Below are 22,057 nucleotides of genomic sequence, written 5' to 3'. Positions count from 1 at the left end.
CGCCCTATTCGCGCTATTCGCCAGGAGGGTGCCCCGGCTGCGCCTTTCGCCAAAAGGGTGCCCCTGCTGCGCGCCTTTCGCCAAAAGGGTGCCCCTACTGCGCGCCTTTCGCCAAAAGGGTGCCCCTGTAGCCGCCTATGCGGGAACAGGGGCACCCTCTTGACCAAGAGGGGAGGCGAGCCGTGCGCTGCCTCTCGCTCCTTGCGCGATGCGCTCGCGATACGCCTGCTCGACCACCTGTCGGACATGGGTAGGGCGGCTACGAATCTCTGAGGGCGTGAAGTGTAGGACGAGGACACCGTGCGACGTGAGTATGTTGTGCCGGCGCATCGTTTTCTGCCACTGCTCAGGGCTGAGGTGGTACTCGCGGGAATCCACCTCCAACGCAATGCCCGCCTCGTCGATCCAGCCGTCGGGTGTGGGTAGGGGTGTTCCGGCGTCCGTAACGATCCGTGCGTTCCACAAGATGCTCTTTAGTAGCGGGCTCCGGCCGAGGACGTTCTTGAACTCAATTTCGGGTACCGACCGGACCCCAACGGAAATGTCGCTCAGCGCCTGGCGTAATAGTCGGGTGCGACTTTTTCCAGCTAGCTCCAGTTCGCGGCGCAGCGCTTCTGTCGTTACGAGCCGCCGCTGAACTGCCTCGGCCACGATCGCTTGCACACTACGGAGTTCATCCAGGTACCGGCATGCGTCGGCGACCGACCGGGCGACTGAACAGACGCTGTACCCATTACTTTCCCGTGCGTACGGGTCGAGTCGGTGCGTGCGGTGAACTCGAACGAAGCCGCGGGACATGCGTCGGGTGGAGTGCGGAACGAGCAGATGCAGGCACTTATCGTCGGGCAGATGTCGAAAACCGTGCCACACGAGAGCTGCCAATCCGGTGATTTGGGCGTTCGGTCCCGCGTACAAGGTGGCGGCCAAGCGCCTCTGTTCAAGAGTTACCGCTCCGCTGAATGTCGCATAAATGCCGGGAAGCAGGCGCTGCCAATGGCCGTTTCGTAGCTCCCGCCGGATCACCCCGTCGTCAAGCCCCGCCGCGAGCGCTTGCGGTCGGCTTACTATCCCGCGCTGTCTTGTCACCAGTTGGTCGAGATCCACTTTCGGGGCGGCCGCTCCCGGCACAGCAATCGTCATGGCCGACAGAATTCCGGCAGTCGCCCGTTCGTCGCCATCCCTATCCCGCGAGCTGTGGGTAGCAAGGGTGGATGTGGAAAAGCGCTCCTGCATGCGGTTGATCTGGTATGGCACCCCGTTGGTCGGGAGGGGAACCCTCTTAGCGGCCAGGCGCTAAGAGGGGCACCTTTCTGGCGCGGGGGCGGCAAGAAGGTGCCCCTTTTGGCAGCGGGGTGTGGAGTGGGCGGAGCGGGGTGTGGAGTGGGCGGAGTGGGTGGAGTGGGCGGGCTCCGGCTACCAGGTGAACCCGCCGGGGCGGGCGTTTCGGTCGGCGATCAGGCCGGCGAGGGTCGCCACGGCGATCTCGGGCGGGGTGCGTGAGCCGATGTTGAGCCCGATCGGCCGGTGGATCCGGGCGATGTCGGTGTCGGCGACGCCGAGGTCACGCAGCGCCGCGACGTGGGGAGCGGGGTGCCGGGGGCTGCCCATCACGCCGATCCAGCGCGCCGGCAGGCGGAGCGCCAAATGCAGCACCGAACCCAGTTCGGGACGGTCGTGGTCGGTGACGACGATGTCGGTCGTCGGGTCGACGAACGACGGGTCGAGGGCGGGAACAGCCTGAGCGTCGGCCGGGTCGACCAGTACCGTCGCGTACCCGAGGTCGCGGGCGAAGTGCAGCAGGTAGGACGCGACCGGTGAGGCGAAGACCGCCACCAGGGTGCGTGTCTCCGCGAAAGGAGGCGGGGCGCCATGGGCCATCTCGCATGCGGGGTCGGGCAGCGCGGTCGACATACGGCTAGCGTAAGGGCATGTCCAAGGAGATCAATCTCGCTGCGAAGCTCGCCCTGATCGGCGAGCACTGGTCGCCGCGCACGGTCGCCACGGTCAACGACTACGACGTGCGTCTGGTCAAGGTGCTCGGCGAGTTCGTCCGCCACCAGCACGCCGACACCGATGAGTTCTTTCTCGTACTGGACGGAGAGCTCACGATCCGGATGGACGCCGGCGACGTGGTGCTCAGGAAAGGGGAGGTCTACGTCGTCCCCGCCGGGGTCGAGCACCAGCCGTACGCCGCGGTGGAGACGGAGATCCTGCTCTTCGAGCCCCGCGAGGTGATCAACACGGGCGATGCCGGTGGGGAGCTCACCGCGCCGCGCCGGGAACTGTGATGATCATGGCAAGCTTGACGACGTGAAATCCCTGCGCCTGGGCCCCTATGAGGTGGAGCCGCCCGTCGTGTTGGCCCCGATGGCCGGCATTACCAACATCGCCTTCCGCAAGCTGTGCCGCGAGCACGGGGCCGGCCTGTACGTCTGCGAGATGGTGACCACCCGGGCGCTGGTCGAGCGCAACCCCAAGACGATGCGGATGCTCGCGTTCTCCGAGGATGAGCGTCCTCGCAGCTTACAGCTGTACGGCATCGACCCGGAGATCGTCGGCCAGGCGGTGCGGATGGTCGTCGAAGAGGACTTAGCCGACCATATCGACCTCAACTTCGGGTGTCCCGTGCCTAAGGTGACCCGCAAGGGCGGCGGCTCGGCGCTGCCGTGGCGGCACCGCCTGTTCGAGCGGATCGTGAGACGCGCGGTCGAGGCGGCAGAGCACGTGCCGGTGACGGTCAAGATGCGCAAGGGCATCGACGACGACCATCTGACGTACCGGCGCGCGGGCGAGATCGCGCAGGACGCCGGGGTGGCCTGGGTGGCCCTGCACGGGCGGACGGCGGCGCAGCGGTACTCCGGACAGGCCGACTGGGAGGCGATCGCCGATCTCAAGGCCCACCTGGACATCCCGGTGCTCGGCAACGGCGACATCTGGGAGGCCGACGACGCGCTGCGGATGGTCGAGCAGACCGGCGCGGACGGCGTGGTGGTCGGGCGTGGGTGTCTGGGCCGGCCGTGGCTGTTCGCCGACCTCGCCGCCGCGTTCGCCGGGCGGACCGAACGGGTGCTGCCCAACCTCGGCGAAGTCGCCGCGACCATGCGCCGCCACGCCGAACTGCTCGTGGAGTGGTTAGGGGACGAGCCGCACGGCTGCGCCGACTTCCGCAAGCACGTCGCGTGGTACCTGAAGGGCTTCCCGGTCGGCAGCGAACTGCGCCGGCGGTTAGCGATGATCAGCAGCCTCGTCGAGCTGGACGACCTGCTGGGCAAGCTCGACCCGGCGACGCCGTACCCGGTCGAGACGCTGGGGCAGCCGCGCGGGCGTACCAACTCGCCGGGCAAGGTTGCGCTGCCGGACGGGTGGCTGGCCGACCCGGACGCCGACGGCGTCCCCGACGGCGCCGAGCTGGCCGACTCAGGCGGCTGACGTCAGTGGATCCGCAGCCGGAGCCGGGGCTGCGGTCGGGGTGTCGGGGCGGGTGACGGCGGCCGGCAGCGTGAAGAAGAAGCGACTGCCGCCGCCCGCGTTGGCGGTCACGCCGATCTGCCCACCGTGCCGGTCCACGATTCGCCGGCAGATCGCCAGGCCCAGGCCGGTTCCGCGGTAGCGGTGCTCGGGGTGTGCCCGGTGGAACGGGGCGAAGATCGTGTCCCGCTCTGCGGCCGGGATGCCGATACCCCGGTCGGCGAGCTCCACCCGTACCCATCCGTCGTCTTCGCTGGCGGTGATGTCCACGCGGGCGGCCTGGCCGGGGCGGACGTACTTCAACGCGTTCCCCACCAGGTTGTCGACGAGCTGGCGCACCATCGCCGCGTCCGCGTGGACCGCCGGCAGCGGCCCGACGTAGACGTCCGGGAGCTGATCGCCGGCGGTCAGCTTCAGGTGCTCGGTCCGGGCGGTGACGACGTCGGACACCATCTCGCAGAGGTCCACGTTGACCGAGTCGACGGTGGCGTTGCGGGCGCTCGCGTAGGCGAGCAGGTCGTTGATGAGGGCGCGCATCCGCTCGACGCCGGCCGTGATGCGGCTGAGCACTTCGGCGGCTTCGCCGGTGCTGTCGGCGGCCAGCAACTCGGCGTAGGAGGCGATGACGGCGAGCGGCGCCCTGAGGTCGTGCGCGGCGACGGCGGCGAAGCCGGCGAGTTCCCGCTCGTGGTCGCGCAGTTCGGTGATGTCGTACCCGGTGATGACGGCGCCGATGCGGCTGCCGTCAGGGGCGTGCAGCGTATGGCCGTGGGTGAGCATGATCGGCGGCCGGCGTCCGGAGCCGTGCCAGCGCAGTTCCAGCTCGTCGATCGAGCCCTCCCGCAGGGTGCGGTCCAACGGCATTTCGTCCTCGGCCAGTGGGCTGCCGTCCAGCTTCGTGAGTGACACGGAGGGGCCGTGGCGGCGCGCGTACGCGTTTCGCAACGTCACCCGGCCGGAGTTGTCGCAGGCGATCACGGCGACGTCGATCGAGTCCAGCAGCCCGGTCAGGTACGACTGCGATGCTTCGAGAGCGTCGCGGGCGTGCCGTAGCTGCGCCTCCATGATCTTCCGGCTGGCGAGGTCGGATTCGAGGCGCCGGGTCGCGCGGATCACCTGGAGGCGCGCCCGGTCCCGGGCGGTCATCAGGACCAGGATGAGTACGGCCAGGGCCAGGGTGACCAGGCTGCCGCCGGCGGCGACCCACAGCGGGAGGTGGCTGCTGCCGCGGGAGGGGGCGGTGGCGTGCAGGGTCCAGGTCTGCTGCGCGACCGGGATGACGACCTCTTCGTGGAGGTCGGAACTGGAGACCGAGCCGCGGCGAAGCCCGGCGACGCGGAGCTTGCTGCCGTCGGTGGTGGGGGCGTAGAGCGTCGCCTCGCGCAGTCCGTCGGTGTAGTCGCGCAGGATGGCGGCGGTGAAGTTCTGACCGCGCAGGCCGGTGACGATCCAGCCGATGAACGGCCGGTTGCCGGTGGCGTCGGGCGGGCCGAGCACCGGAGCGGCCAGGACGAACGACCACTGCCGCTTTTCCGCGGGTAGGTTGCGGTCGCGCAGCAGCAGGTACGGCCGGGACAGGGTGGTGACCCCGCTGCGCCGCGCCTCGGCCAGGGCTGCGGCGGGCTCGGCCGCCTGCGACATGTCGACCCCGGCCGGCGGTGGAAGGGTGCCGTCGAGCGACCGGTTGAAGATGGTGAAGAAGTGCTCCCGGCCGCTGCCCTCCGGGCGCAACTCCAGGGCGGGCGCGCCTCGGCCGCGCCACCGTTCCTGCACGGCGGGGACCTGGTCGTCGGTTGCCGCGACCGCGAACGCGACTCCGGTCGAGCCGACGAGCTTGGCGTTTATCAGTGGCTGGGTCAGCGTCTGGTAGTCGTCCCGGGTGAGGTGGGGCTGGGTACCGACCGCTGCGGCGACGAGGCCGATCGTGTCCATGTAGCGCTGCATCTCGTCGGTGAACGCGCGCTGGGCGAGCGCGACGCGGCGCTGCGCCGCCTGGCGGTTGGCGTCCCGGTCGGCCTCGGCGAGGGCGGCGGCACCGATCAGGGAGGCGGACACGCCGAGGACGGTGATGAGACCGGCGCACCAGACGCCCGAGCGCCACCGCCGCCGCAGCCGTACGGTCTGCCTATTGCCCACGTATGCCGGAATCGGCACGGTGGCGGCGATCCTGAAGTTCCTCGCTGATTTCGTGCGTATTCGTGCGTGTGGGAGCGCTTCCGAGAGCGTGTTCGCACGCTTGGAAAACAACGGATATGTGAAGGGTCACTTGGCCTAACCAAGATCGTCACAGCCGATTTAGCCTGACGCCCTACTGGGTAGTACGCAGCTTGCGCATTGCCCTGACGTCGGTGGGTCCTTGGAGGTAGTCGTGGCACAGCAGCAGACGGCGAAGTACGTGTACGACTTCGAAGAAGGCAACAAGGACCTCAAGGATCTGCTCGGCGGCAAGGGTGCGAACCTCGCCGAGATGACCAACCTCGGGCTGCCGGTGCCCCCGGGCTTCACCATCACCACCGAGGCGTGCCGCGCCTACCTGGCCGATGGCACCGAGCCGGACGGCCTGGCCGACGAGGTCGGCGAGCACCTGCGGGCACTCGAGGCCAAGATGGGCAAGCGCCTGGGCGACAGCGAGGACCCCCTGCTGGTCTCGGTCCGCTCGGGCGCCAAGTTCTCGATGCCCGGCATGATGGAGACCGTCCTGAACGTCGGGCTCACCGACGCCAGCGTGCACGGCCTCGCCAACCAGGCCGGAGGCAATGAGCGCTTCGCCTGGGACTCCTACCGCCGCCTGATCCAGATGTTCGGCAAGACCGTGTGCGAGGTGCCGGGCGAGGCGTTCGAAAGCGCCCTGGAGGCGGCCAAGCGCGCCAAGAACACCCACAACGACCTCGACCTGGACGGCAACGACCTGCGGGCGCTGGTCGACGAGTACAAGAAGATCTTCTCTCAGCACACCGGGCGCGACTTCCCGCAGGACCCGCGCGAGCAGCTCGACCTGGCCGTCCATGCGGTCTTCGACTCGTGGAACGCCGACCGGGCCGTGCTCTACCGCCGCCAGGAGCGCATCCCCGCCGACCTCGGCACCGCGGTCAACGTGGTCGCGATGGTCTTCGGCAACCTCGGCGCCGACTCCGGCACCGGCGTCGCCTTCACCCGCGACCCCGCAACGGGCGAGCAGGGCGTGTACGGCGACTACCTGGCCAACGCGCAGGGCGAGGACGTCGTCGCCGGCATCCGCAACACGGTCCCGCTGCAGGAGCTCGAACGGATCGACAAGGCCAGCTTCGAGCAGCTCATACAGATCATGGCCACGCTCGAAGGTCATTACCAGGACCTGTGCGACATCGAGTTCACCATCGAGCGCGGCAAGCTGTGGATGCTGCAGACCCGGGTCGGCAAGCGGACGGCGGCCGCCGCGTTTGTCATCGCCACCCAGCTGGTCGACGAGGGTGTCATCGACCTCGACGAGGCCCTCAACCGGGTCAACGGCGCCCAGCTCGCTCAGTTGATGTTCCCGACGTTCGCCACGGACGGCGACCACAAGCCGGTCGCCAGGGGCGTCGCCGCCTCGCCGGGCGCCGCGGTCGGCAAGGCCGTCTTCGACTCGCACTACGCCGCTGAGCTCGGGGAGCAGGGCGAGAAGGTCATCCTGGTACGCCGGGAGACCAACCCGGACGACCTGCCCGGCATGATCGCCGCGCAGGGTGTCCTGACCAGCCGGGGTGGCAAGACCTCGCACGCCGCCGTGGTGGCCCGCGGCATGGGCAAGACCTGCGTGTGCGGGGCTGAGGCGCTGGAGGTGGACCTCGAGGGCCGGAAGTTCACGGTGAATGGCCAGACGATCTCCGAAGGGGACGTCATCTCGATCGACGGCACGAGCGGCAAGATCTACCTCGGTGAGGTACCGGTGCAGGACTCGCCGGTCGTGAGGTACTTCGAAGGCGAGACCGGGCCGGAGTCCGACCCTCTCGTATCGGCCGTGCACCGGATCATCACCCACGCCGACTCGGTGCGCCGCCTCGGTGTCTGGACCAACGCCGACACCGGCGAGGACGCCGCGCGGGCTCGCCGCTTCGGCGCCCAGGGCATCGGCCTGTGTCGCACCGAGCACATGTTCCTGGGGGACCGGCGGGAACTGGTCGAGCGGCTGATCCTCGCCGAGACCGAGGCCGACCGGCAGGCGGCGCTGGACGCGCTGCTGCCGCTGCAGCGCGCCGACTTCCTGGAGATCTTCCGGGCGATGAAGGGGCAGCCCGTGGTCGTGCGCCTGATCGACCCGCCGCTGCACGAGTTCCTGCCCGGCCTGGAGGACCTGGCCGCCAAGGTTGCGGTGGCCGAGGCGCTCCACAAGGACCCGGGCAAGGACGGGGTGATGCTGGTCGCCGTCCGCCGGATGCACGAGCAGAACCCGATGCTGGGCCTGCGCGGCGTACGGCTCGGTCTGGTCATCCCCGGCCTGTTCGCGATGCAGATTCGCGCGATCGCGGAAGCCGCCGCGCAGTGCCGCCAGGAGGGCTGCGACCCGCGCCCCGAGATCATGGTGCCGCTGGTCGGGGCCGTGCAGGAGTTGGAGACCGTACGCGCGGAGGCCGAGAAGGTCCTGCGCGACGTCTTCGACAAGGCCGGGGTCGAGGTGCCCGTGATGATCGGCACCATGATCGAGTTGCCGCGCGCAGCCCTGAATGCCGGCCAGATCGCCCAGGCAGCCGAGTTCTTCTCGTTCGGCACCAACGACCTGACCCAGATGACGTGGGGCTTCTCCCGCGACGACGTCGAGGCCGCATTCTTCTCCCGGTACCTGGAGTTGGGCATCTTTGGGGTCTCGCCGTTCGAGTCGATCGACCGCGACGGGGTTGGGCGGCTTGTGCAGATCGCGGTCAAGGAGGGCCGGGCCGCCCGTCCCGACCTTCAGTTGGGCGTCTGTGGCGAGCACGGTGGCGACCCCGACTCGGTGCACTTCTTCCACGAGGCCGGCCTCGACTACGTCTCCTGCTCGCCGTTCCGGGTCCCCGTGGCCCGGCTCGAGGCGGGCCGGGCCGCGGTGGCGTCGGGCGGCTCCGACAGCCGGTGACCGCAGCCGGTGACCCCGGTCGATTCCACGGCGTAGGGTGATGACCGGGCCTGCGTCATCGCAGCCTGGCCGCCCGCTTGATGGCGTCGGCGAGGTACGGGCCGAGGGTCTGGCTGAACGTCCCGGTGATGTGGCCGACGGTGTCCTGGTACGCGATGACGTTCCCGATGACCATGGGGCAACTGGAGGCGTCGCAGTAGAACGACCGAAGGTCGACCAGCGACGCACCTTTGACCAGGGTGGATGCCTTGAGCAGGGGATCCACCACGGCGAATGCCTCCCGCACCGGGGTTGCGCAGTTGTCCTTCTTCACGGAGAACCCGAGGCGGGTGACGCACTGGAGGGCGGACCCGGAGACGCCGGGGTTGTCGGCGACCACGATGATCTTGGTGCCTCGGGCGGCCGCCGGCTGCCACGCGGCGGCGAAGTCCCTGGCCACCGCCTCCTTGTCGGCGCCGGTCTTGTGCCGTGCCGCGGAGGTGATGATGATGTCGTACCCCACGGTGCGACCATGGCCTGGACCGCCTGGCGTGGTGGCGGGGGGAGGCACCGAAGACGATAGCTGTGATGCCGGGTGGGCATCGAGCAAGTGCGGTGTCCGGCGTGGCGCAGGCTCTCGGCGCGGTGGGGCTACAACGCGTTGGCGGTTTCGTTGTCCTTGAAGTGCGAAAGCGCCTCACCGATTAGGACATTTTGCTATTTTCACCCACGTGAACTGGGGTGATGTGCCCTCATGGGCTTTGGTAGTGGTGTCGCTAGGCGCGCTCGCGCTCGCGGCGCTCGCGGCGCGGTGGTCGTACAGCGCGTTCGCAGTTTCGTTCACCGCCGCGGAGCGGGCCGACGCGGCTCGCGCGGAGGCCCGTGAACGCCAGCAGGCCACGTACGTCGCGGCCTGGCCGATCAGCGAGCGTGAGACCTTCCAGAAGGCGATCGAGCGCGGCGTCGTCGGTGCGGCCGTCCGCAACTCGTCGCCGATGCCGATCTACAACGTGGAAATCATCTTCCGGGACGAGGGCGCGGCGTGGGGCGCCGTCCGGCGGCTGCACATCGTGCCGCCCTCCGACGAGCCGCAGATCATTGCCGGCTTCGACGAGGAGTTCAGCACCGGCACGCCCCTTCCCGAGCGCATCAACAAGGACGGCTCGGTCAAGCTCGTACCCTCGGCGGAGATGCGGGTGGAGATCCGCTTCGCGGACATTCTCGGTCGCCGGTGGCGGCGCGACGACAACGGAGTGCTCGACGTCGCTCCGTGACGCTTGGACTTCGGTGTTTCCGGCTGGCATCGTGTGGTTATGACGGCCGTGGAGGAGAAACCGCAGGGTGGGCGGGGCGAGCCAGTCGGCTCCGCCGGGATCGACGAGACCGCCGAATCCCGCTCGATCGCCGATCGGGTACCGCCGGGCCTGGTGCTCCGGTGGGCGGCCGCGGCCACGCTCGGCGTACTCCTGGTTCTCCTCAGCGGGTACGCGCTCTACACCGTGCGCGGCATTCTCGTCCTCGTGCTGATCGCGCTGTTCGTCGCGGTCAGCCTCGACCCGGCGGTGCGGTGGCTGGTCCGCAAGGGTCTGGCCCGGCCGGCCGCGGTCACCCTGGTCATCCTGTTGATGCTCGGCTTATTCGGAGTCTTCATCTGGTCGATCGTGCCGCCGCTGATCGAGCAGGGCGGCAAGCTGGTCGGAAACCTGCCCGGCTACCTGCGCAAGCTGCCGGAGCAGTCGAGGACGTTCCAGGAGCTGAGCGACCGGTACAACCTGACCAACCGGCTCAGCGCGCTCGCCGCTGACCTGCCTACGCGGGTCGCGAGCAGCGCCGTCGGCTTCGTGCAGCAGTTCTTCGGCGCGGTGCTGTCGACGGTCACCGTGCTGGTGCTGACGATCTACTTCATGGCGGACATGCCGCGGATGCGGCGCGGGCTGGTGCGCCTGTTCCCGCACCGGCGGCGCCCTCAGGTCGCCGAGATCGTGAACGTGGTCGTCGACAAGGTCGGCGCGTACATGATCGGAAACCTGATCATCTCGCTGTTCGCCGGCGTCTCGTCGTTCCTGTGTCTCGCGCTGCTGAAGGTGCCGTTCGCGCTGCCGCTCGCGATCGCCGTGGCGATCGCCGACCTGATCCCGCTCGTCGGGGCGACGCTGGGCGCGGCGCTGTGTGTCCTGGTCACGTTCTTCACCGTCGACCTCTGGCCGGCGGGCGTGGTCGTGCTGGTGTTCTTCATCGTGTACCAGCAGGTGGAGAACTACCTGATCGCGCCGCGCGTCCTGCGCAACAGTGTCGACCTGTCATCGGTGGCGGTGCTGCTGGTCGCGCTGATCGGTGGCAGCGTCCTCGGGGTCGTCGGCGCGCTGATGTCGATCCCGATCGCGGCGGCCGTGAAGGTCGTCATCACGCCCACGATCGCCAGCATGCACGAGCCGCCCCCGCCGGCCGAGGCCCGGTCCAGGGCCCCGGCGGCGAGTTGATCAAACCCGGCGTCATACGCCGCGGTTAGTCTCAGCGGGTGAATGACCACGACGCCGAGCGGTACGTGCGGGAGACGGCCAAGGATCCGCTACGCCCGGTCGACGCCGGTTGGCGCAGCCCGTTCCAGCGCGACCGGGCGCGGGTGCTGCACTCGGCGGCCTTCCGGCGGTTGGCGACCAAGACCCAGGTGCACACGGCCGGCGGCGACGAGTTTCTCCGCACCCGGCTAACCCACTCGCTGGAGGTCGCCCAGATCGCCCGGGAAATGGGCGAGCGGCTCGGCTGCGATCCCGACATCGTCGACACCGCCGGCCTCGCCCACGATCTCGGGCACCCGCCGTTCGGCCACACCGGCGAGGAGGTGCTCGACGCGGTCGCCCAGGCGTGTGGCGGGTTCGAGGGCAACGCGCAGACGCTGCGGGTCCTCACCAGCCTGGAAGCGAAGATCGTCGACGACCGGGGCGAGTCCGCCGGCCTCAACCTCACCCGGGCGAGCCTGGACGCCGTTGCCAAGTACCCCTGGTTCCGCGAGCCCGGCAAGCGCAAGTTCGGCGCCTACGCCGAGGACGCGGCGGTGTTCGACTGGCTGCGAGACGGCACGCCGGACCATCGCCGCTGCCTGGAGGCGCAGGTCATGGACTGGGCCGACGACGTGGCCTACTCCGTGCACGACGTCGAGGACGGCGTCTACGGCGGGTACGTTCCGTTCGCGCGGCTGCGCAAGGATCCGGACGAGCGGGCGGCTCTCTGCGCCGACGTCGCGGCGACCTACTCCACGGAGTCGACGGCAGACCTCGCCGCCGTCCTCGAGGAGCTTATCGCCGATCCGCTGTTCGACCCCTTGAGTCACTACGACGGCAGCCACACCGCCCAGGTCGGGCTCAAGCGGGTCACCAGCGTGCTCACCGGGCGGTTCATCGCCGGAGCCGTGTCAGCCACCCGGGAGCGGTACGGTGGCGGCCCGCTGGGCCGCTATGCCGGCGACCTCGTGGTGCCCCGGCGGATCCGCGCCCAGTGCGCGCTGCTCAAAGGCCTTGCGTTCCGGTACGTGATGCGTCGCGGTCCGGTCGCGGCCTGGCGGGATCGCCAGCAGGAGATCCTGCGGGAACTGGTGGCCGCGCTGACCGTACGCGCGCCCGACGCGCTCGACCCGGTCTTCGCTCCGCGGTGGCGGGCAGCGGCCGATGACGCCGCGCGGCTGCGGGTCGTCATCGATCAGGTGGCCAGCCTGACCGATCCGGCCGCCGTCGACTGGCACCGCCGGTTCGTGGGCTGACCGCTGGGAATTCGTGGGCTGACCGCGGGAAGAGGTGCGGGCTACCCGGCGGCGAAGCGCATCAAACGCCACAAATGCAAAATTGCCCGAAAAGATGACAAAAATATGCCAATGTCCACGGCGCTGAAAACCTAGTATCCCCGCCATGACTAATCCCATGTCCGGGGAATACACCCCCGCGAACGGCATATCCGACAAGTCGAAGATCGTCGCTGGCATCCTGCAGATCGTGCTGGGTGGGTTCGGCGCCGGGCGGTTCTACACCGGCCACACCGGTTTGGCGATCGGGCAGATCGCAGCGACCTGGCTGACCTGCGGTATCGGTGCGATCTGGCCGCTGGTCGACGGGATCATGATCCTCGTCAAGGGCGGCACCGACGCCCAGGGACGCCCGCTGCGCGAAAACTGACGTTGGCGAGCGGGGCGCCGGATGTGGCGCCCCGCTCCTGGAGCGGTCCTAGTCGCGAAGAGCGGCGGCGACCTCAAGGTTTGCGGGCGACGAAACAGCCGGCGGCCGGTCGCTGGCCCGGTCGTACACGGCCTTCCACCCCGCCGGGACTTCGCGGGCCGTGTTGAAGCCCAGCGTCCACGACTGGCAGCCGTCGCATCGCGCCGCCACCCCGTCGGCGTCGATGCCCAGCCCACGGCAGAGCGCAACCGCGCGCGGCAGGTGGAAGCCCTGACTGACCAGCAGCGCCCGGCGGACGCCGTACACGTCATGGGCCCGCCGGCAGGTGTCGAAGCTGTCCCGCCCGTACCCGTCGGCCACGATCCGCCGCGAGGGCACCCCGTGCGCGGCCAGGTACCGGCTCATCACGCTCACCTCGTTGCCGGAGCTGCCGTGGGCGTCGCCGGAGACCAGAACCGCTTTGGCTCGCCCGGCTCGGACGAGCTCCGCCGCGGTGTCGAGCCGGCCGCGCAGGAACGGCTTCGGCTCGGTGCCGCCGGGCGCCAGTTGGGCGCCGAACACGATGACCACGGGAGCCCGCGGGGACCCGTCCGGGTCGTAGACGTGACCGGCGGCCGTGACGCCCAGCCATGCGGTCGGCGCGAGCAGCGCGAGCGCGATAATCAGTCCGGTTACTGCCAGCCACCTGACCAGCCGCCCCGTCGGCCTCCACCGTCTCATCAGCGCTGACTCTAATTGCCCCGCGCGCCCCGCGGGCGGCGACAATTGCGCGGCGCATCCGGTGGGCGTCGACGGTCACCGCCCGGGCGTCAGGCAGGATGTATCCGGACGAGGGAGTGACGCGCACGGTGGCAGGGCGAATTCGGGACGAGGACATCGCGCTGGTGCGCGAGCGCACCTCGATCGTTGATGTGATCTCCGAGCAGGTGACGCTCAAGCCCGCTGGAGGTGGCAATCTCAAGGGTCTGTGCCCGTTCCACGACGAGAAGTCCCCGTCGTTCAACGTCACCCCGACCCGGGGCTTTTACCACTGCTTCGGCTGCGGCGCCGGCGGCGACGCGATCAACTTCGTCATGGAGATCGACCACCTGACGTTCGCCGAGGCGATCGAGCGGCTTGCCGGCCGGGCCGGCGTGCAGTTGCGGTACGAGGAGGCGGGCCCGGCGCCGACCCGCCAGACCGGCCAGCGGCAGCGGTTGGTCGCCGCCCACGCCGAGGCGGCCCGCTTCTACGCCGAACAGTTGGGCACCCGCGGCGCCCGGCCGGCCCGCGAGTTTCTGGCCCAGCGCGGGTTCGACCGCGCCGCGGCGGAGCGCTACGGCTGCGGGTTCGCGCCGGACGCCTGGGACCTGTTGACCAAGCACCTGCGGCAGAAAGGCTTCACCAGCGAGGAGCTGGTGACGGCCGGGCTCGCCCGGGAAGCCCGTTCGGGCAGCCTGATCGACCGGTTCCGCCGCCGCCTGTTGTGGCCGATCAAGGAACTGTCCGGCGACGTCATCGGGTTCGGTGCGCGCAAGCTGTTCGACGACGATGACGGCCCGAAGTACCTCAACACCCCCGAGACTCCGATCTACAAGAAGTCCCACGTGCTGTACGGCGTCGACATGGCCAAGCGGGAGATCGCCAAGCAGGGCCGCGCGGTGATCGTCGAGGGGTACACCGACGTGATGGCGTGCCACCTCGCGGGTGTGCCCACCGCCGTCGCCACCTGCGGCACCGCCTTCGGCGGTGACCACATCGGCGTACTTCGCCGCCTGCTGATGGATACCGACGCGTACCGCGGGGAGATCATCTTCACCTTCGACGGCGACGCGGCCGGTCAGAAGGCGGCGCTCCGGGCGTTCGAGGACGAGCAGCGCTTCGTGGCGCAGACGTTCATCGCGGTCAGCCCGGACAACATGGACCCGTGCGAGCTGCGCCTGGCAAAGGGCGACGTCGCGGTACGCGATCTGGTGGCGCGCCGGCAGCCGCTGCTCGCGTTCGCGCTGCGGTCGGTGATGTCGCGCTATGACCTGGATACCGCGGAGGGTCGCGTCGCGGCGCTGCGTGCGACCGCGCCCCTGGTCGCGAAGATCAAGGACAGGGCGCTGCAGCCCGAGTACACCCGCAAGCTCGCCGGTGACCTCGGTATGGAGATCGACACCGTACAGCGGTTCGTCGCCCAGGCCGCGCGCGGTGCGGGGGCGACCCCCCTCGCGGCGTCGAGGCGGGTCGCGGCCGATCCGGACATCGACAGCCCGCAACGGACCGTCGAGCGGGAGGGGCTGAAGTTGGCGCTGCAGCACCCGGTGCTGGCCGGGCCGATGTTCGACTCGGTCGACAGCGGCGCGTACCTCCATCCGGTGCACGCGGCGCTACGCGCGGCGATCGCGGAGGCCGGTGGCGCGGCTGCCGCGACCGACGGCGTGAGCTGGGTCGACCGGGTTCGGGACTGCTGCGACGACCTTGCCGCCAAGGCCCTCGTCGCCGAGCTCGCCGTCGAGCCGCTGCATCTGGGCGGGGAGCCGGACCCGGGGTACGTGACGGTGACGCTCGCCCGGCTGCAGCTGCCCTCGGTGAACCGCCGGATCGCCGACCTCAAGTCAAAGCTGCAGCGGCTCAATCCGGTGACCAATGTGGACGAACATCTGCGGTTGTTCGGCGAACTGGTTTCGCTGGAGCAGCACGCGCGCGCACTGCGTAACCAGGCGGCGGGAGGTCTGTAGGTGGCGCTGTTCCGACGCCGCAAGTTGCCGGCTGGCCGGCGCCCCACGCTCGAAGCCGACGAGCGGATCGTCGCGTGGGCGGGCGTTGGTGACGACGAGTACGTCGTGCTGACCAACCGCGGGATCTGGCTGCCCGGCGCCGATGCGCGGCTGGGCTGGCATGAGATCCACAAGGCCACCTGGTCGGGGCGTCAACTTGCGCTCATCGCCTCGCAGGAGGTGGACGCGCGGGACGGATACGTCGTCGTCGCCGACCGGCCGGCGGTGGTGTACACGCTGCTCGACCCGGAGAACGTTCCGGTGCAGGTGCGCACCCGGGTGACGAAGTCGATCGCGTACACCAGCCATCACGCCCTCGCGGGCGGCGGGGGAGCGCGGGTGGTGGCCCGGCGGGTGCCGGGAGTGAACGGGCTGCGCTGGACCGTCCGGTACGACGAGGGCGTCGACGCGAGTTCGGCCGAGGTCGCGGCGGCAACCGCCGAACTGGTCGAGCACGGCAGGTCCGGCATCGAGGGCATCGTTCCTTAACCGGCTTGCGTAAATCGGTGGCGGACGTGTCGTACGCGCGGGTTAGGGTCCGAAGGTGTCTGCCGCTGAGCCACTCATCACCGCACGCGACCTGGTGAAGCGCTTCGGCGACTTCACCGCTGTCGCGGGAATCGATGTCGACGTCCACGCCGGCGAGGCGTTCGGGTTCCTCGGCCCCAACGGCGCCGGCAAGTCCTCGACCATGCGCATGATTGGATGCGTGTCCGCGCCCAGTGGGGGCACGCTGCGGATCCTCGGGATGGATCCGGTGCGCGACGGGTCGGCCATCCGCGCCCGGCTGGGCGTCTGTCCGCAGCAGGACTCGCTCGACCCCGAGCTGACGGTCCGGGAAAACCTGACCGTGTACGCCCGGTACTTCGGCATCTCGCGGAAGGTGGCCCGGCAGCGCGCCGACGAGTTGATCGAGTTCGTCCAGCTCACCGAGCGGGCGGGCGACACGGTGGAGCCGCTGTCGGGCGGCATGAAGCGGCGCCTGACGATCGCCCGGGCGCTGGTCAACGACCCGGCCATCGTCCTGCTCGACGAGCCCACGACCGGCCTCGACCCGCAGGCCCGGCACCTGGTGTGGGAGCGGCTGTTCCAGCTCAAGCAGCGCGGCGTGACGCTCGTGCTCACCACCCACTACATGGACGAGGCGGAGCAGTTGTGCGATCGGCTCGTCGTGATGGACGGCGGCAAGATCGTGGCTGAGGGCTCGCCGCGCCAGCTGATCGACCGTTACTCCACCCGAGAGGTCGTCGAGCTGCGCTTCTCCGAGGCCACGCTCGACTCGTACGTCGGCAAGCTGGAGAGCATCGGCGAGCGGCTCGAACTGCTGCCCGACCGGATCCTGCTCTACGCCGACGACGGTGACGCCGCGGTCGCCGCCGTCGGCAACCGCGACCTCCGGCCGTCCAGCGTCCTCGTGCGGCGCAGCACCCTTGAAGACGTGTTCCTGCACCTGACCGGCCGGACGCTGGTGGACTGACGATGGCCCATCCGGCGTACGCGGTCTTCGAACATCAGCTCGTCAGTTACCGGCGGGTCTGGCGCGGCAGCGTGCTCAGCTCGTTCCTGTTGCCGGTGCTGTTCCTGCTCGCGATGGGCCTCAGTGTCGGTGGATACGTCGACCGTACGGGCGGGCTCGGCGTGCGGTACCTGGACTTCATCGCGCCCGGGCTGCTGGCCTCGACCGCCCTGCAGGTCGCGGCCAGTGAGTCGACCTGGCCGGTGTACTCCGGCTTCCACTGGCACCGGATGTACCACTCGATGCGGGCGACCCCGGTCCGCGTCGCCGACATGGTGCGCGGGCACATCGCGTACGTGCTGCTGCGCGTCGCGCTGTCGGCCCTGGGCTTCCTGATCGTCATGGCGCTCTTCGGCACGCTGCACTCCTGGTGGGCGCCCCTCGCGCTGCCGGTGTCGCTCCTGGTCGGCCTCGCCACCGCCGCGCCGATCTTCGCCTTCAGCGCGTTGGTCAAGACGGAGGGCATGTTCGCGGTGCTGTTCCGGTTCGCCGTCGTCCCGATGACCCTCTTCGCCGGCGTGTTTTTTCCGGTCGACTCGCTGCCGCTGGCGGCTCGCGCGCTCGCCTACGTGTCGCCGCTGTGGCACGGCGTCGAGTTGACCCGGGCGGCGACGCTCGGGACCGCGAGCGCGTGGGGAGCGTGGGCGCACGTCGGTTACCTGGTGGCCTGGTGCGTGGCCGGCTACCTGCTCGCGACCTACCGCTTCGGCCGCCGGCTGGCGGAGTGACGCCAGGAAGGATCATCGATGGTCACTCTCGTGCTACCGCGCCTGGCCGCCCGTGCCGAGCGGCGGTTCCAACGCGCCGCCGCCGTCGCCGGGCGCAACGTCGCGGCTGCCCGTCACGTCGGGTACTGGTGGGTCCTGGTCTCCGGCTTCTTCGAGCCGGTGCTCTACCTGCTGTCCATCGGCCTCGGCGTCGGCGCGCTGATCAAGGGCTTCACGCTGCCGGACGGGCGCACCGTCTCCTATGCGGCGTTCGTGGCGCCCGCGATGCTCGCCGCCTCAGCCATGAACGGCGCGCTGGCAGAGACCACGATGAACATGTTCGGGAAGATGAAGTACATGCGGCTGTACGACGGGGTGCTGGCCACTCCCGTCCAGCCGTTCGAGGTGGCGCTCGGTGAGCTGATGTGGGCCCTCGTGCGCGGCTCGATCTACTCGGTCGCCTTCCTCGGGATCATGGTCGGCATGGGCCTGACGTCGACCGGGTGGGCCATCGCGGCGTTCCCGGCGACGGTGATCGTCGGCTTCGCCTTCGGCGGCATGGGAATGGCCATCGCCACGTACGTCCGGAGCTGGCAGGACTTCGACTACATCATGGTGGTGCAGTTCGCGATGTTCCTGTTCTCCGGCACCTTCGCGCCGGTTGACTCGTACGCGTGGTTCATGCGGATCGTGGTGGAGGTGACGCCGCTCTATCACGGGGTGCAGTTGCTGCGCGGCCTCGCGACCGGCGCCCTGGGCTGGGGGCTGCTCGGTCATGTCGCGTACCTGATCGCGCTGGCGTCGGTCGGTCTGGTGATCGCCGGCCGCCGGATGGGTGTCCTGCTCTACAAGTGAGCTGATCGCAGCAAGGGGGCAGCGATGTGCTGCCCCCTTAGGTTCGGCCGCGAGGCGCTCATGCTCACGGGCGGCCTTCCGCGGGTGCGGCGGCCGCCCGTTGCACGTCGGCGAGCGTCAGCGGCTGGTTGAGGTGCTGGTGGCGCCACCGGTTGTCGTGGTGCCAGTGGTGGTGCCCGTCGTGCCGAGGCCACCACCCGTCGTGCCCCTGGTGTCGATCAGACCCGTCGTCCGATCCGTTGACCCGGCCCTGCCGCCGGTCGGGGCGAGCGGCTGCGTGCGCTCCGCCGAGCCGGTGTCAGGCTCGGTGTCCATCGCGTTGATCAACCGCTCGCCGACCTTGGTGTCGGCCAGCTTGCTGTTGCTCAGCTTCTCCTTGCCGCCCGAAACGATCTTGTTTGCCTGCTCCTGGACGACCCCGGCGGCCTCCTGGACCGTGGGGTTCTCCCGAACCTTGCGGGCGGTCTGGACCAGCTCTTCGTACTTCTCCCGCCCTGCCCGGCTACCGAGCACGAACCCGGCCCCGAGACCAGCGAGAAACATCAGCTTGCCGCGCATCAGCGACCTCCTTCTTCTACGCGAAGCACATGTCGGGGTCCGCGGCTGGGACCGCTCGCGCCTGCCTGCGTGTGTCCTCCCGTACCCGTCTCGTCGTCTGTCTACACGTGAGGCGCGCTCGTGGGGCAATTGGAAGTTTTGTCAGTTCTTGGGGTCGCCTGGCATCCTGTCGGCGTGTTTCGCTAACCCAGTGGCGCACGGCGCCGAATTGTTGTGTACTCTTGTCGCGTCGCACCGACAAGGTCGACTGCGATCCCCCGTAGCTCAATTGGCAGAGCAGCCGGCTGTTAACCGGCAGGTTTTTGGTTCGAGTCCAAACGGGGGAGCCATCAGATCGACGCCCGCCGGACAGGCGGGCGTTTGTCGTTGCTGGGGGCGTTGCCGCGTGGCGAACGCAGAGGGTACGCGAACTGGTGCCAGGGCTGGGTAAGCTGAGCGCGCCGGGGCGGTAGCTCAGCCGGTTAGAGCAGAGGACTCATAATCCTCCGGTCGTGGGTTCGAGTCCCACCCGCCCCACATTCTGCCGCCATGTGAACCGTCTTTGGCTGGCAAGGTAGCGTTCAAATGTCTGTGCATGCATAATGCATGCATGGTGGCTATCCAGATCCGTGATGTGCCAGAGGACGTTCGTGACGCGCTGGTGATCCAGGCGAAGGCGCGGGGCCAGTCGCTGCAGGCGTATCTATTGGAGTTGGTCGAGACGCAGGCTCGTCGACTGCGCAACACCGCTGTGCTCGATCGGTTTGCCGGTCGCTCCGATGGAAGCCAGTCTCTGCCGGGTGAGACGGCGGCAGATCTGGCCGAGCAGCGTGCCCAGCGTGGGCTGGGGAACGTCGCGTGATCGTTGTGGACGCCTCCGCGCTCGCGGATGCACTCCTCGACGACGGGCCGATGGGCGCAGCGGCACGTGCCGCTCTCGCAGTTGATCCTCACTGGGCGGCGCCGGCCCATTTGCTCGTCGAGGTCGTTTCGGTGATCCGGGGCAAGGTCCTCGGCGGCAAGCTTGGACTTGACCGCGCAAATGAGGCGGTCGCCGCGCTTGCGGAACTTGTGATCGATCAGGTGGACATCTTTCAACTGGTTGATCGGATCTGGCAGCTACGCGGCAACCTCACCGCATATGACGTCGGCTATGTAGCCGCGGCGGAAGCCCTCGAATGTCCGCTGGTTACCGGCGACGGCAGGCTCGCTAAGGCCGGCGGTCTGCGCTGCGAGATCAGGGTGATATCCGCGCATTGATGGTGCCGACGGGTGCTCCTCGGCTCCAGCTACATGGGACGTACCGGTCGTGGGTTCGAGTCCCACCCGCCCCACCAAGTGACAACTGCCCAACGTGAGGCATTCCCTGCTGTCGACGCCGCGCTGCTCACTACGGCGGTCTGGCCAATTGCAGCAAGTGCCCCTGCGCTCGGTCTCCGCCGTATTGAGTGCGCCGAGGCCCTGGTGCAAGGTATCAAAAGCGGTATCATCGCCCCATGGCGATGACACTCAGGCTTGACGACGAGCAGACCGAGGCGCTGCGCCAGCGGGCCGAGTTCGAGGGCACCTCGATGCAGGATGTGGCTCTGCGTGCCGTCACCGAGTACATCGAGCGGCACTCGCGCGCCGACGCCATTGCGCACTACACACAGAAGATCAAAACCGACTACGCCGAGGTGCTGCGGCGGCTCGGCGAATGATCTTCCTGACCCTCGAAGAGCTCACTGAGCTCGCCCACGCCGTGGTCGACGGGGAAGTCAAGATCCGCGATCCCGGTCTGCTGGGTGCGGCTGTGGCCCGTCCGCAGACCACCGTCTTCGGCGAGGACGCCTACCCGACTCTGGCGGACAAGGCTGCGGCGTTGCTGCACTCCATTGTGCGAAACCACGCCCTTATCGATGGCAACAAGCGGCTCGCCTTCGCCGCTGCCATCCTGTTCTGTGCCCTCAACGGCCACTACCCGCGATTCGGTGACGACGAGGCCTACGACATGGTGATCAGGGCAGCCACTGGCGAGTTCGACGTGGCTGACGTTGCCGCGAGCTTCCGTAAGGTCGGCGTGCCGTAGTTCAACGGTGATTTCACGGTCGTCGCGTACCTCTGGTGTTCTGCGAGAGCAGAGGATTCGGCGCACAGCGCTGCTGGTTGGTGAGCGCTCAGGCTGGCGTCGCGCAGCGTTCAGAGTCGGGGGACTCATAATCCTCCGGTCGTGGGTTCGAGTCCACCCGCCCCACTTTGATCTTCCAGGCGAACCGGTGCTTGCCGTATGTCGGCGACATGATCGCGACGCCGTCTGTTGCGTTTTTGGCGTTTGCAACGCATGCTTGAGATGTGACAGTACGTACTGGTGAGCTCCTGACGACCGGCGAGGCAGCGGTGCTGCTCGGGTCGTCACGCCAGCATGTGGTGGATCTGTGCAAGCGTGGATTGTTGCCGTATGTGAAGGCGGGAACCCATCGGCGGCTGCGACGCGCGGATGTCGAGGCGGTGCTGCGTCCCGAACTGACCCGTGACCAGCTCAAGGCGTTGTGGCTACATCGTGCGGTGGCGGGCCGGCTGGTGACCGATCCCGACGGCGTGCTGTCGAAGGTCCGGGCCAACCTCGACCGGCTGCGCCAAGTCCACCGCGACGGGATGGCTGCGATGTGGCTGGACCGATGGCAGGCCACGCTCGATGACGGGGTGGAGGCGGTCCTTGACGCGCTGACCTCGCGAGTACCCCATGCAGTGGAGCTGCGGCAGAACTCGCCATTCGCCGGCGTACTACCTGAAACGGAACGCCGCGCCGTGCTCGCTGCTTTCGTCGCCCGCTGGCGGGAAGAGCACGCTGCGTGAGGCGCGAACAGTTGGAGCACGTGCTGCGGGCGGCGTCTCAGATCGCCGACGACCCCGACGTGCTTGTCATCGGATCCCTTCCGTGGATACCCCGGCCTTCAGGCAGGGGAGGAAACGGAACGCCTGCGGAGCAGGGCAGGGAAAAACCGATCCGCCGCCAAGGCGGATAGGCGGCCACC

Annotated in this window: 23 protein-coding genes and 2 tRNA genes; 19 read left to right on the top strand and 6 right to left on the bottom strand. The window is 68.9% G+C overall.

All coding sequences use genetic code 11. The features are described from left to right. Positions 1-135: 135 nt before the first annotated feature. Positions 136-1,254 carry a type IV toxin-antitoxin system AbiEi family antitoxin domain-containing protein gene (locus HC028_RS21980; RefSeq protein ID WP_203981514.1) on the bottom strand — a complete coding sequence of 373 codons (1,119 nt, stop codon included), beginning with the start codon at positions 1,252-1,254 and terminating at the stop codon, positions 136-138. 159 nt (positions 1,255-1,413) lie between these two features. Then, positions 1,414-1,911, bottom strand: a complete 498-nt coding sequence (locus HC028_RS21975; protein ID WP_203981515.1) for an XdhC family protein — start codon at positions 1,909-1,911, stop codon at positions 1,414-1,416. Positions 1,912-1,928: 17 nt separating this feature from the next. Here HC028_RS21975 and HC028_RS21970 point away from each other — a divergent pair, with 17 nt between their 5' ends. Then, a complete protein-coding gene (locus HC028_RS21970; RefSeq protein ID WP_168079285.1) occupies positions 1,929-2,288 on the top strand; it encodes a cupin domain-containing protein in 360 nt (119 codons plus the stop codon). A 22-nt stretch (positions 2,289-2,310) separates the two neighbouring features. Next, entirely contained in the window at positions 2,311-3,429 is a 1,119-nt protein-coding gene (dusB, locus tag HC028_RS21965) for a tRNA dihydrouridine synthase DusB (protein ID WP_275408274.1), read from the top strand. Here dusB and HC028_RS21960 read toward each other — a convergent pair. After that, positions 3,418-5,622 (bottom strand): ATP-binding protein, encoded by a 2,205-nt coding sequence (locus tag HC028_RS21960; protein WP_168079283.1) that lies wholly within the window; start codon positions 5,620-5,622, stop codon positions 3,418-3,420. The two genes, dusB and HC028_RS21960, sit on opposite strands and share 12 nt — an antisense overlap. Positions 5,623-5,836: 214 nt before the next feature. Between HC028_RS21960 and ppdK the strand changes: the two genes are divergently transcribed. Further along, positions 5,837-8,539, top strand: coding sequence for a pyruvate, phosphate dikinase (ppdK, locus tag HC028_RS21955; RefSeq protein ID WP_168079282.1), 2,703 nt, complete (start codon positions 5,837-5,839; stop codon positions 8,537-8,539). A 55-nt stretch (positions 8,540-8,594) separates the two neighbouring features. Here ppdK and HC028_RS21950 read toward each other — a convergent pair whose 3' ends face one another. Next, positions 8,595-9,041 (bottom strand): SGNH hydrolase domain-containing protein, encoded by a 447-nt coding sequence (locus HC028_RS21950; protein WP_168079281.1) that lies wholly within the window; start codon positions 9,039-9,041, stop codon positions 8,595-8,597. A 208-nt stretch (positions 9,042-9,249) separates the two neighbouring features. Here HC028_RS21950 and HC028_RS21945 point away from each other — a divergent pair, with 208 nt between their 5' ends. The 4 genes from HC028_RS21945 (at position 9,250) to HC028_RS21930 (ending at position 12,684) form a co-directional block, all read left to right on the top strand. Beyond that, positions 9,250-9,792: a hypothetical protein gene (locus tag HC028_RS21945; RefSeq protein WP_168079280.1), complete on the top strand. Its 543-nt coding sequence runs from the start codon at positions 9,250-9,252 to the stop codon at positions 9,790-9,792. A gap of 39 nt (positions 9,793-9,831) precedes the next feature. Continuing rightward, the gene (locus tag HC028_RS21940; protein ID WP_168079279.1) at positions 9,832-10,998 is read left to right on the top strand and encodes an AI-2E family transporter; all 1,167 of its coding nucleotides are present in this window, start codon (positions 9,832-9,834) and stop codon (positions 10,996-10,998) included. Between the two features lie 38 nt (positions 10,999-11,036). Then, a complete protein-coding gene (locus HC028_RS21935) occupies positions 11,037-12,275 on the top strand; it encodes a deoxyguanosinetriphosphate triphosphohydrolase (RefSeq protein ID WP_168079278.1) in 1,239 nt (412 codons plus the stop codon). Positions 12,276-12,420: 145 nt separating this feature from the next. Then, complete coding sequence (locus tag HC028_RS21930; RefSeq protein WP_203981516.1) at positions 12,421-12,684, top strand: TM2 domain-containing protein; 264 nt, start codon at positions 12,421-12,423, stop codon at positions 12,682-12,684. Between the two features lie 48 nt (positions 12,685-12,732). Here the strand turns inward: HC028_RS21930 and HC028_RS21925 are convergent, their stop codons facing one another. Next, positions 12,733-13,404: a SanA/YdcF family protein gene (locus HC028_RS21925; RefSeq protein ID WP_168079277.1), complete on the bottom strand. Its 672-nt coding sequence runs from the start codon at positions 13,402-13,404 to the stop codon at positions 12,733-12,735. A gap of 98 nt (positions 13,405-13,502) precedes the next feature. Between HC028_RS21925 and dnaG the strand changes: the two genes are divergently transcribed. From dnaG to HC028_RS21900, 5 genes are read left to right on the top strand one after another with little or no spacing between them, the layout of a single operon-like run. After that, on the top strand, positions 13,503-15,389 hold the full coding sequence (gene dnaG / locus HC028_RS21920) for a DNA primase (protein ID WP_168079276.1): 1,887 nt from the start codon (positions 13,503-13,505) through the stop codon (positions 15,387-15,389). Then, positions 15,390-15,917 (top strand): hypothetical protein, encoded by a 528-nt coding sequence (locus HC028_RS21915; protein ID WP_168079275.1) that lies wholly within the window; start codon positions 15,390-15,392, stop codon positions 15,915-15,917. A gap of 55 nt (positions 15,918-15,972) precedes the next feature. Next, entirely contained in the window at positions 15,973-16,905 is a 933-nt protein-coding gene (locus HC028_RS21910) for an ABC transporter ATP-binding protein (RefSeq protein WP_168079274.1), read from the top strand. A gap of 2 nt (positions 16,906-16,907) precedes the next feature. Beyond that, positions 16,908-17,672: an ABC transporter permease gene (locus tag HC028_RS21905; protein WP_168079273.1), complete on the top strand. Its 765-nt coding sequence runs from the start codon at positions 16,908-16,910 to the stop codon at positions 17,670-17,672. Positions 17,673-17,690: 18 nt separating this feature from the next. Beyond that, positions 17,691-18,506: an ABC transporter permease gene (locus HC028_RS21900; RefSeq protein WP_168079272.1), complete on the top strand. Its 816-nt coding sequence runs from the start codon at positions 17,691-17,693 to the stop codon at positions 18,504-18,506. 117 nt (positions 18,507-18,623) lie between these two features. Here the strand turns inward: HC028_RS21900 and HC028_RS21895 are convergent, their stop codons facing one another. Then, on the bottom strand, positions 18,624-19,064 hold the full coding sequence (locus tag HC028_RS21895; protein WP_168079271.1) for a hypothetical protein: 441 nt from the start codon (positions 19,062-19,064) through the stop codon (positions 18,624-18,626). 253 nt (positions 19,065-19,317) lie between these two features. Here HC028_RS21895 and HC028_RS21890 point away from each other — a divergent pair. The 7 genes from HC028_RS21890 to HC028_RS21860 all read left to right on the top strand — a co-directional run bounded on the left by HC028_RS21890 (position 19,318) and on the right by HC028_RS21860 (position 21,878). Continuing rightward, a tRNA-Asn gene (locus tag HC028_RS21890) sits at positions 19,318-19,393 on the top strand. 113 nt (positions 19,394-19,506) lie between these two features. Then, positions 19,507-19,580, top strand: a tRNA-Ile gene (locus HC028_RS21885). Between the two features lie 73 nt (positions 19,581-19,653). Continuing rightward, complete coding sequence (locus tag HC028_RS21880) at positions 19,654-19,905, top strand: FitA-like ribbon-helix-helix domain-containing protein (protein ID WP_168079270.1); 252 nt, start codon at positions 19,654-19,656, stop codon at positions 19,903-19,905. Then, positions 19,902-20,303, top strand: coding sequence for a type II toxin-antitoxin system VapC family toxin (locus HC028_RS21875; protein ID WP_168079269.1), 402 nt, complete (start codon positions 19,902-19,904; stop codon positions 20,301-20,303). Before HC028_RS21880 ends, HC028_RS21875 begins: the two co-directional genes overlap by 4 nt. A 236-nt stretch (positions 20,304-20,539) precedes the next feature. Further along, a complete protein-coding gene (locus tag HC028_RS21870; RefSeq protein ID WP_203981517.1) occupies positions 20,540-20,743 on the top strand; it encodes a DUF6290 family protein in 204 nt (67 codons plus the stop codon). After that, positions 20,740-21,111 carry a type II toxin-antitoxin system death-on-curing family toxin gene (locus HC028_RS21865; RefSeq protein ID WP_168079268.1) on the top strand — a complete coding sequence of 124 codons (372 nt, stop codon included), beginning with the start codon at positions 20,740-20,742 and terminating at the stop codon, positions 21,109-21,111. Before HC028_RS21870 ends, HC028_RS21865 begins: the two co-directional genes overlap by 4 nt. Before the next feature lie 308 nt (positions 21,112-21,419). Then, positions 21,420-21,878 carry a helix-turn-helix domain-containing protein gene (locus HC028_RS21860; protein ID WP_239075658.1) on the top strand — a complete coding sequence of 153 codons (459 nt, stop codon included), beginning with the start codon at positions 21,420-21,422 and terminating at the stop codon, positions 21,876-21,878. Positions 21,879-22,057: the final 179 nt, after the last annotated feature.

This window comes from Planosporangium flavigriseum (assembly GCF_011947225.1).
Lineage (GTDB): Bacteria > Actinomycetota > Actinomycetes > Mycobacteriales > Micromonosporaceae > Planosporangium > Planosporangium flavigriseum.
Note: the sequence above shows the minus strand (reverse complement) of the source record. Positions and strands in the feature narration are given on the sequence as shown.